Source organism: Rhodococcus sp. ACS1, assembly GCF_002300155.1.
Classification (GTDB): domain Bacteria; phylum Actinomycetota; class Actinomycetes; order Mycobacteriales; family Mycobacteriaceae; genus Rhodococcus_F; species Rhodococcus_F koreensis.
This window is the reverse complement of sequence record NZ_NSDZ01000001.1, coordinates 1,260,070-1,271,659: the sequence shown is the minus strand read 5'-3', so window position 1 is coordinate 1,271,659 and position 11,590 is coordinate 1,260,070. Positions and strand designations below refer to the sequence as shown.

The 11,590-nt window shown below is 68.9% G+C and carries 10 protein-coding genes and 1 pseudogene; 9 read left to right on the top strand and 2 right to left on the bottom strand.

Annotated elements, in window-relative coordinates:
- The first annotated feature begins 12 nt into the window (after nucleotides 1-12).
- The 3 genes from CJ179_RS06100 (at nucleotide 13) to guaA (ending at nucleotide 4,741) form a co-directional block, all read left to right on the top strand.
- A complete protein-coding gene (locus CJ179_RS06100; protein ID WP_072945780.1) occupies nucleotides 13-1,152 on the top strand; it encodes a GuaB3 family IMP dehydrogenase-related protein in 1,140 nt (379 codons plus the stop codon).
- Nucleotides 1,153-1,362: 210 nt separating this feature from the next.
- Nucleotides 1,363-3,105, top strand: coding sequence for a GMC family oxidoreductase N-terminal domain-containing protein (locus tag CJ179_RS06095; protein WP_072945781.1), 1,743 nt, complete (start codon nucleotides 1,363-1,365; stop codon nucleotides 3,103-3,105).
- Nucleotides 3,106-3,169: 64 nt separating this feature from the next.
- Nucleotides 3,170-4,741 carry a glutamine-hydrolyzing GMP synthase gene (guaA, locus tag CJ179_RS06090; protein WP_015889967.1) on the top strand — a complete coding sequence of 524 codons (1,572 nt, stop codon included), beginning with the start codon at nucleotides 3,170-3,172 and terminating at the stop codon, nucleotides 4,739-4,741.
- A gap of 61 nt (nucleotides 4,742-4,802) precedes the next feature.
- Here guaA and CJ179_RS06085 read toward each other — a convergent pair whose 3' ends face one another.
- Both CJ179_RS06085 and CJ179_RS06080 read right to left on the bottom strand, forming a co-directional pair.
- Nucleotides 4,803-5,030 carry a hypothetical protein gene (locus CJ179_RS06085; RefSeq protein ID WP_072945785.1) on the bottom strand — a complete coding sequence of 76 codons (228 nt, stop codon included), beginning with the start codon at nucleotides 5,028-5,030 and terminating at the stop codon, nucleotides 4,803-4,805.
- Nucleotides 5,023-6,489, bottom strand: a complete 1,467-nt coding sequence (locus tag CJ179_RS06080; RefSeq protein ID WP_095860901.1) for a PspC domain-containing protein — start codon at nucleotides 6,487-6,489, stop codon at nucleotides 5,023-5,025. The genes CJ179_RS06085 and CJ179_RS06080 overlap by 8 nt, the downstream gene beginning before the upstream one ends.
- Before the next feature lie 68 nt (nucleotides 6,490-6,557).
- Between CJ179_RS06080 and CJ179_RS06075 the strand changes: the two genes are divergently transcribed.
- The 6 genes and pseudogenes from CJ179_RS06075 (at nucleotide 6,558) to CJ179_RS06050 (ending at nucleotide 11,580) form a co-directional block, all read left to right on the top strand.
- A complete protein-coding gene (locus CJ179_RS06075; protein ID WP_095860900.1) occupies nucleotides 6,558-7,934 on the top strand; it encodes an ATP-binding protein in 1,377 nt (458 codons plus the stop codon).
- A gap of 373 nt (nucleotides 7,935-8,307) precedes the next feature.
- Nucleotides 8,308-9,387, top strand: a complete 1,080-nt coding sequence (locus CJ179_RS06070) for an IS110 family transposase (protein ID WP_257015341.1) — start codon at nucleotides 8,308-8,310, stop codon at nucleotides 9,385-9,387.
- Nucleotides 9,388-9,839: 452 nt separating this feature from the next.
- Nucleotides 9,840-9,932: pseudogene (locus tag CJ179_RS53755) on the top strand (hypothetical protein); the annotation flags it as partial.
- A gap of 208 nt (nucleotides 9,933-10,140) precedes the next feature.
- Nucleotides 10,141-10,455: a WXG100 family type VII secretion target gene (locus CJ179_RS06060; RefSeq protein ID WP_095860898.1), complete on the top strand. Its 315-nt coding sequence runs from the start codon at nucleotides 10,141-10,143 to the stop codon at nucleotides 10,453-10,455.
- Nucleotides 10,456-10,494: 39 nt separating this feature from the next.
- Nucleotides 10,495-10,635 carry a hypothetical protein gene (locus CJ179_RS52120; RefSeq protein WP_206015204.1) on the top strand — a complete coding sequence of 47 codons (141 nt, stop codon included), beginning with the start codon at nucleotides 10,495-10,497 and terminating at the stop codon, nucleotides 10,633-10,635.
- 285 nt (nucleotides 10,636-10,920) lie between these two features.
- On the top strand, nucleotides 10,921-11,580 hold the full coding sequence (locus CJ179_RS06050; protein WP_015889975.1) for a response regulator transcription factor: 660 nt from the start codon (nucleotides 10,921-10,923) through the stop codon (nucleotides 11,578-11,580).
- Nucleotides 11,581-11,590: the final 10 nt, after the last annotated feature.

Here is an 11,590-nt window from a genome sequence, read left to right as displayed (position 1 = left end):
AAAGGGGCGCGCGTGCGCGACCTCGTTGAGATCGGCATGGGCCGAACAGCCCGACGAACCTATGAGCTGGACGACATCGACATCGTCCCCTCCCGCCGGACCCGCTCCTCCAAGGAGGTGTCGACGTCCTGGCAGCTCGACGCGTACCGGTTCGACATCCCGGTGCTGGCGCATCCGACCGACGCGCTCGTGTCGCCGTCGTTCGCGATCGAACTCGGCAAGCGCGGTGGCCTCGGCGTCATCAACGGTGAGGGGCTGTGGGGCCGGCACGCGGACGTCGAGGCCAAGCTCGCGGAACTCGTCGCGCTGGCGGAGTCGGACGTCGACGTCGAGGCGCCGATCAAGAAGCTGCAGGAACTGCACGCGGCACCGTTGCAGCCGGGGCTCCTGGCCGCTGCCGTGGCGCAGGTCCGCGACGCGGGTGTCACGACCGCCGTGCGGGTGAGTCCGCAGAACGCGCGGGCGCTGACCCCGCAACTGCTGGAGGCGGGCATCGACCTGCTGGTCGTGCACGGCACGATCATCTCCGCCGAGCACGTCGCCCACGGCGACAGCGAACCGCTGAACCTGAAGACGTTCATCTCCGAACTGGACGTTCCCGTCGTGGCCGGTGGGGTGAGCGATCACCGCACCGCTCTGCACCTGATGCGCACGGGCGCGGCGGGGGTGATCGTCGGGTACGGCTCCACCGAGGGCGCCACGACCACCGGTGAGGTGCTCGGCATCGGTCTCCCGATGGCGACGGCCATCGCGGACGCCGCGGCCGCCCGCCGCGACTACCTCGACGAGACGGGTGGACGCTACGTCCACGTCATCGCGGACGGCGACATCACGTCTTCGGGCGACCTCGCGAAGGCGATCGCCTGTGGCGCGGACGCCGCGGTCCTGGGCGCACCGCTGGCGGTTGCCGCGGAGGCTCCCGGCGGCGGCTGGTACTGGCCGTCGGCCGCCGCGCACCCGTCGGTGCCGCGCGGCACGATGCTGCCGGTCTCGTTCGGTGACCGGCCGTCGCTGGACCGGGTCCTCACCGGCCCGTCGGACGACCCGTTCGGTTCCCTGAACCTGGTCGGTGGACTGCGCCGCTCGATGGCGAAGGCGGGGTACTCCGATCTGAAGGAATTCCAGAAAGTAGGCCTGACGGTCCGCGCCTGAGGCGTACGTCCGTCACTGCTTCTCTCGTCGCCCGATGTCGCATCGGTGCAGTTCAACTGCGCCGGTACGGCATCGGGCGACGTGCGTTTGCGGGTATCGCGACCGTTCCTGATACCTCTCGTTACAGTTAAGGTAACCCTTGTGGCAGCTGTCACAACTGCCGGGTGCATACTGGCGAGTAATAAACTCAGGTTCGTTGGAGGTCGAGTGATGAGCAAGCAGCGCACAACGGATTACGACGTCCTCATCGTCGGTTCCGGATTCGGTGGCAGTGTCACCGCGCTCCGGTTGGTCGAGAAGGGGTACAAGGTCGGCATCCTCGAGGCGGGCCGTCGCTACGCCGACGCGGACTTCGCGAAGACCAGCTGGGATCTCAGGAAGTTCCTCTGGGCGCCCGCCCTCGGGTTCTTCGGCATCCAGCGCGTCCACTTGCTCCGCGACTGCCTCATCCTCGCCGGCGCCGGCGTCGGCGGCGGGTCACTCAACTACGCGAACACCCTCTACAAGCCGCCTGCCTCCTTCTTCCAGGACAAGCAGTGGTCGCACATCACGGACTGGCACGACGAGCTCACGCCGCACTACGAGCAGGCCCGCAAGATGCTCGGCGTCGTCCAGAATCCGCACATGACCCCCGCGGACGAGATCATCAAGTCGGTCGCCGAGGACATGGGCGTAGGCGACACGTTCATCCAGACCCCGGTCGGCGTCTTCTTCGGAGAAGCGGGCAAGACCGTGCCGGACCCGTACTTCGGCGGCGTCGGCCCCGACCGCACCGGATGCATCGAATGCGGCGAATGCATGACCGGATGCCGGCACGGCGCCAAGAACACCCTGCTCAAGAACTACCTGGGCCTCGCGGAGAAGGCCGGCGCGGAGATCATCCCGATGACAACGGTCAAGGGGCTGCGCGAGGCGTCCGACGGCACCTGGGACGTGTTCACCCGGCGCAGCGGGCCGCGGAAGAACCGGAACCGCAAGACGTACACCGCGGCGAACGTCGTCCTGGCCGCCGGCACGTGGGGCACTCAGCATCTGCTGTTCGACCAGAAGGAGTCGGGCGCGCTGCCGAAGATCTCCGACCGGCTGGGTGTGCTCACCCGCACCAACTCGGAGTCGATCCTCGGCGCCGCCAAGAACAAGGTGGACCCCGCGCTCGAGCTCACGAAGGGCGTCGCGATCACGTCGTCGTTCCACCCGACGCCCGACACCCACGTGGAGCCGGTGCGCTACGGCAAGGGGTCGAACTCGATGGCGATGCTGCAGACGCTGCTGACCGACGGCGGCGGCAGGCGGTGGATGACGTTCCTCAGGGAACTCGCGAAGGATCCGACGGCACTGAAGGTCCTCACCCCGTACAAGTGGAGCGAGCGCACCATCATCGCGCTGGTGATGCAGAACCTCGACAACTCCATCACCACGTACACGAAGAAGGGCCTGTTCGGCCGGCGCAAGGTCACCAGCAAGCAGGGCCACGGTCAGCCGAACCCCAGCTGGATCCCGGCGGGCAACGAGGCGACCCGGCGGATCGCGGAGAAGATCGACGGTCGCGCAGGCGGCACCTGGGGCGACGTGTTCAACATCCCGCTCACCGCGCACTTCCTCGGCGGCTGCACGATCGCGTCGGAACCGTCGAACGGCGTCATCGACCCGTACCACCGGGTGTGGGGTTACCCGACGCTGAGCGTGGTCGACGGTTCGGCCGTGTCCGCGAACCTGGGCGTCAACCCGTCGCTGACGATCTCGGCGCAGGCCGAGCGTGCGGCGTCGCTGTGGCCGAACAAGGGTGAAGTGGATCTGCGTCCGGCGCAGGGGGAGGGATACCGGCGCCTGAACCCGGTCGCGCCGATCAAGCCGGTCGTCCCGGAAGGCGCGCCCGCCGCGCTGGTGCTGCCGATCGTCGAGATCCGAAACGGCTCGGTGCTGCCCGACACCCGGAAGCACGGCGTTGCATAGCGCCGGCGAGGGCCGGGTCGTGGGGTCGCGCAGACCACAGAGCTGCGCCGATTAGACTGATCCGGTGGCAGATATCGAGCAACAGAGACCGGTCCTCGTCGTCGACTTCGGCGCGCAGTACGCGCAGCTGATCGCCCGGCGGGTGCGTGAGGCCAAGGTCTATTCCGAGGTGGTCCCGCACACCGCGACCGTCGAGGAGATCGCGGCCAAGAATCCGCTCGCCGTGGTGCTGTCCGGCGGGCCGTCGAGCGTCTACGCCGACGGGGCGCCCCAGCTCGATCCGGCCCTGTTCGATCTGGACGTCCCGGTGTTCGGCATCTGCTACGGATTCCAGGCCATGGCCGGCGCACTCGGCGGGACGGTGGCACACACCGGCACCCGTGAGTACGGCCGCACCGACCTGAAGGTGCAGGGCGGTCTGCTGCACGAGGGGCTGCCGTCCAGTCAGCCCGTGTGGATGAGTCACGGCGACGCGGTCACCGAGGCCCCCGAAGGCTTCGAGGTGACGGCCACCAGCGAGGGCGCACCCGTCGCCGCATTCGAGGACCGGGCCCGCAGGCTCGCCGGCGTGCAGTATCACCCGGAGGTTCTGCACTCGCCGCACGGCCAGCAGGTGCTCAGCCGGTTCCTCCACGAGATCGCCGGCATTCCCCCCGCCTGGACGGCCGCGAACATCGCCGACGCCCTCGTCGAGCAGGTCCGCGAGCAGGTCGGCGACGGCAAGGCGATCTGCGGACTCTCGGGCGGTGTGGACTCCGCTGTCGCGGCGGCGCTCGTGCAGCGCGCGATCGGCGACAACCTGACGTGTGTGTTCGTCGACCACGGTCTGATGCGGGCCGGGGAGCGTGCGCAGGTCGAGCAGGATTTCGTCGCCGCCACCGGCGCCCGGCTCATCACGGTCGATGCGGCCGACACCTTCATCGGTGAACTGGCCGGGGTGTCCGATCCGGAGACCAAGCGCAAGATCATCGGCCGCGAGTTCATCCGCAGCTTCGAGGGTGCCGTCAGCGACGTGCTCGGTGAGAACGCCGCGCACGGCGACACGGTCGAATTCCTCGTGCAGGGCACGCTGTACCCCGACGTCGTGGAATCCGGCGGCGGCACCGGCACGGCCAACATCAAGAGCCACCACAACGTCGGCGGCCTGCCCGAAGACCTGCAGTTCACGCTCGTGGAACCGCTGCGCCTGCTGTTCAAGGACGAGGTCCGCGCGGTGGGGCGCGAGCTGGGCCTGCCGGAGGAGATCGTGGGACGCCAGCCGTTCCCCGGCCCCGGGCTCGGCATCCGCATCATCGGCGAGGTCACCCAGGAGCGGCTCGACCTGCTGCGTCACGCGGATTCCATTGCGCGCGAAGAGTTAACGGCCGCCGGGCTCGACGGCCAGATCTGGCAGTGCCCGGTGGTGCTGCTCGCCGACGTCCGCAGCGTCGGCGTCCAGGGCGACGGACGCACCTACGGGCACCCGATCGTGCTCCGCCCCGTGTCCAGCGAGGACGCGATGACCGCGGACTGGACGCGACTGCCATACGACGTTCTCGAGCGGATCTCCACCCGGATCACCAACGAGGTTCACGACGTCAACCGGGTCGTGCTGGACATCACGAGCAAGCCGCCGGGCACCATCGAGTGGGAGTGACGCACTGTGCGCGGTGGGCGAGTCGCCTGACTCGCTCACCGCGCACAGTGCGCGTCAGCGCCTATCGTCGCCGGTTGGGTGCGAACACGAGTACCACGCCGACCAGCACCGCGACCACCACGAACAGCCAGCGGAATTCGACGTTCGCGAGCGGCTCCAGCGAGAACGGCCCCGCGAGCGCCCATCCACTCACCAGGAGTGCTGCCACCCCCGCGAGGAGCAGGAGCGGTGACGGGCGCTTGCGCGTCCGGGTCTGCTCGCCGTCCTGAGTGTCGTCGACGTCATCCACGGCGCACCTCCATACTTCCGAACCGGACATCTGCATTGAGGGTCAGGACGTGACCGTCCGTTCCGTCGGCACCGCCGTCGAGACCGTCTGGGAGACACTGTGCGTCGCCGAACTGGGCGGTGCAGTGGTTCTCGACGTTCATGCCGGGCGGCAGGAGCACCACGACCTCACCGAACTGACCGCTGACGTCGACCGTCTTGTCGTCGGTGAGCGTGACGTTCCGGAGGTCGAGCGTGAAGCTACCGAACCCGCCGGAGTAGGCGGGTTCGATGTCGGCGGCCGTCAGGGGCACCCAGGTCCGGTCGCCCATGTTCTCGCTGTTCAGGTCGAGTGACCCGACGAGCGAGGCGAGGATCACGAAACCGATCAGCGGGCCTGCGACGACGAGAAGCCCGTAGCCCTTGCGCAGGAAGCCGCCGATCAGCAGCCCCACTCCGATGACGGCGAGCGCGACCGCGCCGATGCGACCGGGATTCAGCCAGTCGGATCCGGTGGCGACCGCCAGCGCCGTCGCTGCCGCGGCTGCGAGGATGGCCAGTCCGATCACCATGGTGGTCAGGCGGGAATGCGTGCGCTCCGGTTGCACTGCGGGAGTGCTGGTTCTGGCCGGCTCGGGCAGGTCCCACGCGAACGGAGCGACACCGAGCGGGTCCCATGCGGGGGGGCGCGGTTCGAGCGGCGCGAACGGCGCCGACGGTGCGTCGACCCGCGGACCGGCGGTCGGGGACTTCTCGAACGACACCGGATCGGTCTGGGCGGCAGCGGTTTCGGGTTTCAGTGCCTCGGTGGGGGCCTCGCCGGTCGCGTCCGCCGGCTGCCCCGTGGTGGGAGGCGTGCTCGGCGTGTAGGAGTCGGGAAGCTTCGTGTACGGACCGTACGCACCCGAACCGTACGTGCCCGGGCCGAACGGGTTGGCGCCGAACTGTCCGGGCGAGAAACTCGTCCCGGGATAGCCGGTGCCGACACCGGGGGCGACGGCTCCGACGGGCGACGGCGGGGGGATCGGCTGCCGCTGGTACAGCAGCCACAGGCCGCCGAGCATCAGCGCCATGCTGATCAGCCCGGAGCCGCCGAGGCCGACGCCGAAGGGGCCGACGGTGCTCACCGCGATCGCCAGTGCGACGAGAAGGACGATGGTTTTGGTGCCCGAGTCGGAGCTGTGACCGCGTCCCATCAACGACTCCGCGGGGGAGGCCGGGTCGCCCGACTTCGTGAGGGCGAGCCAGCACGCCAGGTAGAGGAGCACGCCGGCGCCGCCGAAAATGGTGGACACGACGAACGCGACTCGTATCAGTACGGGATCGACGCCGTAGCGGTAGCCGATTCCCGCACAGACACCGGCGACGTGGCCACGGCCGGGCAACCGCACCGGTCGGGTCCGCCACAGATCCTGTATCTGCTCTTGGAAGCTCCCATTGCTCATACCACCATCGTTCCGGTCGCCGCATCGCGCGTACATCGGGAAGTACCCTGATCTTTCCGGTCGGGGTGGGCCGGAACGCGGCCCCAAGTCAGGGTCGGACCCTGATGCCGCGGCCCGGGGATCGTGCCAGTATCGAAGGTGTGCAACCTGTGAACACGTCCGCGGGCGGCGCCCAGTACGCGGGCACCGTCACCGCGCCGGTACCGCCCGGCGGTCTCCCCATGCCGCGGCTCGAACGCCGGACCGGTGGCCGCATCGTCGGCGGCGTCGCAGGTGGTATCGCCGACCAGCTGGATGTCGACGTGATGAAGGTGCGGGTCGCGTTCGCCTGTCTCGCCGCGTTCGCCGGCGCGGGCATCGTCGGCTACGGGCTGTTGTGGATCTTCACGGCCGCGGGTGCGGACACGGAGAAGCCCAGTGCGTCCGAGCGGCGCAGAGCGTACGGGCTGATCGCGATCGGTCTGGCCGGTGCGTCCGCGTTGTCGTGGTTGTTCAGCGGCCGGGTCGGTTCGGTGATCGCACCGATCATCGTGGTGGCAGTCGGCGCGGCCCTGGTGTGGCGCGAATTCGATTCGGAGGGGCCGCGCACCGTCATCGGTCTGCCGCAGCGCCCCACCGTCCTCACCTGGGCGCGGGTCCTCGGTGGCGTGACGCTCATCGTGTCCGGTCTCGGTGTGGTGATCCTCGCGCAGGTCGACTTCGCCGCGCTGCGTTCGTCGTTGCTGGCCGTCGTGGTCACCCTGGTCGGCGCCGGACTGCTGACCGTGCCCCTGTGGTTGCGGCTGTGGCGGGCGCTGGGGGCGGAGCGCGCCGCGAGGATCCGCAACGACGAGCGTGAGGAGATCGCGTCACACCTGCACGACTCCGTCCTGCAGACCCTGGCGCTGATCCAGAAACAGGCCGACCATCCCCAGGAGGTCGCGCGGCTCGCCCGGGGGCAGGAACGGGAACTGCGCAAGTGGTTGTTCGGTGGAGGAGACGCCGACCATTCGAGCCTGGCGGAGGCGTTGCGCATCATCGCGGGCGAGGTGGAGGACCACCACGGCGTCACCGTGCAGCCGGTGACGGTCGGCGACGTGGCCCTCGACGTCGACGGCACCGGCGAGGGACTGTCTAAGGAGAGTTTCACGGCGGTGCTCGGCGCGACGCGGGAGGCTCTGGTCAACGCGGCCAAGCATTCCGGGGAGACCGACATCAATCTGTTCGCCGAGTCCGAGCGCGAGCAGGTCAGTGTGTTCGTCCGGGACCGCGGCGTCGGATTCGACGTCGACGAGGTGTCGCCGGACCGTCAGGGGCTGGCGAAGTCGATTCGCGGGCGGATCGAACGGCGAGGCGGGCACGTCGACGTGCGGTCCACGCCAGGCAAGGGCACCGAGGTGCGAATCCACATGCCGCGGAACGGCCGGACCCGTGCGGGAGCGGGGGCCGCCGACAGCGCGGACACCGGCGTCGAGGACGTGCCGTTCAGTCAGGGCGCGTGAGCACTACTTTCGTCGTGTCGGTTCCCCTCGTGCGCAGCGCCTGCTCGCTGCTGTCCTCGTGAGGGGTAGTGTTCGCCCGCGACGCGACTGTGGGGGTCGTGCGGTCACACCGTGCTGCGGCGGGGTGCGACGCGAGACGTCAAGGGGGGGATTCATGTTCGACCGTGAACGCCTGCGGGTGCGTGAGCAGGAACTGCAGGGTCAGATCGATTCGATGCTGGCCACGCTCGACCGGCAGACGCAGGATCTGCATGCCGCTCAGCATTAGACGATATGAGGGGCTGGGCTGGGACCTCACTCACATGTGAACGTGGGTTGCCGGCAGGAAACGGGTCCTGGCCGGTAGAGCCACAAGATGTGGGAGGCCCCAGCGATGAATCAGCGTACAAGTATCGGTTTGGATGTACACGCACGATCGGTGGTCGCCTGCGGCCTCGACGGGCAGACGTGTGAACTCTTCGAACGCCGACTGACACCCGATCAGGGCGAGATCCTCGAGTGGATCCGGATGCTGCCGGAACCGGTGGCGGTGACGTACGAGGCCGGGCCGACCGGATTCGGGCTCGCGCGGTGTCTGACAGCGGCGGGCATCGAGTGTCTGGTGGCGGCACCGTCGAAGCTGCAGCGCCCGCCCGGAGATCGGGTCAAGAACGACGCGCGCGATGCGCGGCATCTGGCTCGTCTGTTGCACCTCGGACAGATCGTCGAGGTGTCGGTGCCGAGTGTCGAGCAGGAGGCGGCCCGGGATCTGGTCCGCGCCCGCGAGGACTGTCGTGGCGATCTGATGTCGGCCCGCCATCGAGTGTCGAAACTGCTACTGCGGCAGGGGATTGTCTACTACGGCGGCCACGCGTGGACGAAGGTGCATGACACCTGGTTGCGCGCCCAGCACTTCGATGCGCCCGGTCTGCAGCTGGCGTACGAGACCGCCTATGACACCATGCTGGCGGCGGTGGACCGGCGGGATCGGCTGGATGTGGCGATCGCTGCGATGGCCACCGACAGCGACTACACCCCGGTGGTGACGCGGCTCGGTTGCCTGCGCGGCGTGTCCACGCTGACCGCGTTCGGGCTGGCCGTGGAGATCGGCGACTGGCAGCGCCTGACCGGACGCTCGATCGGCGCCTACCTCGGGCTGGTGCCCACCGAACACTCGTCCGGCGCGACACGCTCGCAGGGGTCGATCACCAAGACCGGCAACTGCCACGCCCGCCGGCTGCTGATCGAGGCCGCCTGGCACCACCGTCCCCCGTATCGCGCCGGAGTCGAGCTGCGGCGACGTTGGGACCATGCCAGTCCCGCCGCTCGGGCCCGCGGACAGCAAGCAAACCGGCGCCTGCACGCCCGCTGGGCCGGGTTCGACGTCCGCAACAAACGCCCGGCACTGGCGAATACCGCGATCGCCCGCGAACTCGCCGGCTGGTGCTGGTCGCTGGCCGTGCTGGACACCTGAAAACCCGGTCCCCGTCCCGCATCCCGGTTGCGAGTGTGGTCGTCGACTCGGTCGGGCGGCAAGGTCGGTTCTCCTCGCTGCGCTGCGGGGACTCCACCTTTGCCCCCTCGTCGCCGACGACCGGTGAGGCAAGGACCGGGGGAACGGGGACCCCACAGCGTCCGGGCGAATCATGCGGTGGTGACGGCAGCGCCAGGGAGTGATCCGCGAGCCACCTATTGAGCAATCCTTAACTGTACGTTGGGATCACGCTCGACATTAGACCAGCGATCCACTCCAGCCGAACAACCGTCCTGCGGTACCCAACCCGCGCATATCAGAGTTGACCACGCGTCGAAACAGACACGCTCGCCACCACCCCAGATCGACCGGACCCACAGAGGCGGCGCCCACGACGACGGTCCTGGACGCCGCCTCGCCCTGCGCCCTTGACAAACCGGTGTACATATCAGGTGGCACAGCTGCGCGTTACGGGTGAGTCCGCCGACGGGCTGGTGCAGGTGGTGGTGAACTCGGTCGGCCGGGTGGTCGAGGTGCACCTGGCACCGGACGCGTTCCGGCGCTCCACCCCCGAATCGCTGGGACGCGCGATGACCGACGCCGCCGCCGCGCCGGCGAGGCCGCGCACGCCGAGTCGATGCGCATCATGGGATCGATCGTGTCCGCGACCGAGACCCTGCCGGATCTGCCGGACCTCGTTCCCGACCCCGACGACGGGTCGTGGAATCGGCCGCTGCTGCGGGACGGCTGGCAGTGAGCGCGCAGCTGTGGGTGGACCCGGCGCATCTGCGCGGCGTCGCACCCCGATTCGATGCCCTGTCGCAGCGGATGGCCGAGGTCGCCGCCACCCTGACCGCGACCCTCGACGGCGAGGGCGAGTGCTGGGGCTCCGACGAGACCGGAACGACGTTCGCGAGCGGGTATCTGCCGTCCGCGGACGCGGCCGAACACTCGCTGGGGTTCGCCGTCGCGGCGCTGGCAGCGGTCGGGTCGAAGCTCCGGAGTACCGCCGACTCGTTCGACGACACCGACCACGGCACCGCGTCCAGCCTCGCCGGGCTGTTCTGATGGGCCATCGACGAGGCCGATGCCGCGATCCGGTCGGCGTTGTCCGGTGTCAGTGGTGACGTCGAGACCGCGATGGCGAAGGAGTGGATCGGCGCGGACGGTGCGTTGCGTGAGTTGTCGGGGTTGTTCCACGAACTCGGTGACACCCTGGACTGGTCGGCCGACGACCCAGTGCACTGAACGGCACTCAGCATGAACGGCATGCTCGGCTCCTACGTGCAGGAGGAGACCGTGGGCACACCGAGGTTCGGCGACGCCGTCGTCGAGTGCGGCCGGAGGACGGAACGTGGCCGAGCTTCGGATATCTGGTGAAGGCCTGGTTCCGAAGTATCGTTGCCATCGTCGAATCGGATATCGCCACGGACGGCGAAGACGGGATGCCCGCGGTGGTGCGGCGATCTGGTGAATCGTGCGACACACTCTACAGTGGGGTGACACTACCGCCCACGCCGAGGAACAGCCGCAGTGACTTTGCCTGAAACACCCCCGTACCGTGTCTTTCTCGTCGACGATCATGCCGTGTTCCGCTCCGGTGTCCGTGCCGAGCTCGGTAGGGAAGCGGACATGGAGGTGGTGGGCGAGGCGGGCGGTGTCGCGGAGGCGGTGTCCGGGATCAACGCCACCTCGCCGCACGTCGTCCTACTCGACGTCCACATGCCCGACGGCGGCGGTGTCGCGGTGCTGCGGGGCATCGAGTCGGGTCCGGTGTGCCTGGCGCTGAGTGTGTCCGACGCCGCCGAGGACGTGATCGCCGTGATTCGCGCGGGCGCCCGCGGGTACGTCACCAAGACGATCTCGGGGGCCGAGCTGGCCGACGGCGTCCGCAGGGTCGCCGGCGGTGACGCCGTGTTCAGTCCGCGGCTCGCGGGTTTCGTGCTGGACTCCTTCACCGGACGTTCCAATGCTCCTGAGCCGCAGCTGGATCCGGAGCTGGATTCGCTGACGCCGCGGGAGCTGGAAGTGCTGCGCCTCCTCGCTCGCGGTTACACGTACCGCGAGATCGCCGAGGAACTGGTGATCTCGGTGAAGACGGTCGAAACGCATGCGTCGAACGTGCTGCGGAAGACGCAGCAGTCCAACCGGAATGCGCTCACGAGGTGGGCGCACCGCAGGCGGATCGACTGACGTCCCCGGG